Source organism: Ciceribacter sp. T2.26MG-112.2, from assembly GCF_900492205.1.
GTDB lineage: Bacteria > Pseudomonadota > Alphaproteobacteria > Rhizobiales > Rhizobiaceae > Allorhizobium > Allorhizobium naphthalenivorans_A.
This window is the reverse complement of the sequence record NZ_UEYQ01000072.1, coordinates 1-413: the sequence shown is the minus strand read 5'-3', so window position 1 is coordinate 413 and position 413 is coordinate 1. Positions and strand designations below refer to the sequence as shown.

The 413-nt window shown below is 52.3% G+C and carries 1 protein-coding gene; it reads right to left on the bottom strand.

Translation table 11 applies throughout. The annotated features are described in order from the left end of the window. Nucleotides 1-251, bottom strand: a 251-nt coding sequence (locus DYZ14_RS24045) for an MFS transporter (RefSeq protein WP_154722941.1), incomplete at its 3' end; no start/stop codon positions are given. Nucleotides 252-413: the final 162 nt, after the last annotated feature.

Sequence of the window (413 nt, the reverse complement as noted above, 5' to 3'; positions counted from 1 at the left end):
GTCCACAGCAGATGTTTGCGCAGGCCGAGCTTATCCGACATCAGGCCGAACACCGGCTGAAAAATAATGGCGAATAACGAGATAGACGAGACAACGATCCCGGTTTCCGTTTTAGTTAAATGGTTAACGTCCGCCAGCCACACCGGAAAAAACGGGAAGTACGCCGACATAATGAAATAGTAAAAGAAAAAGAGAAGCAGGAAATAGACGAAATTATGCCGTTCTCGTGGCGCCAGTTCTGAGAATTTCATCACCATGATCCCTTGTTATTCTGTTTGTGGGGTGGGGGCTGTCGCCCCCACGGATTAAAGGCTACGCAATGAGACCTCGTACTGCCAGCGCGTTTGGCTCAGGAGCCACTGCGGCAGCACGCTGGGGGTCCAGGAGTCATCGCCTCCCACCCCCATATGCAG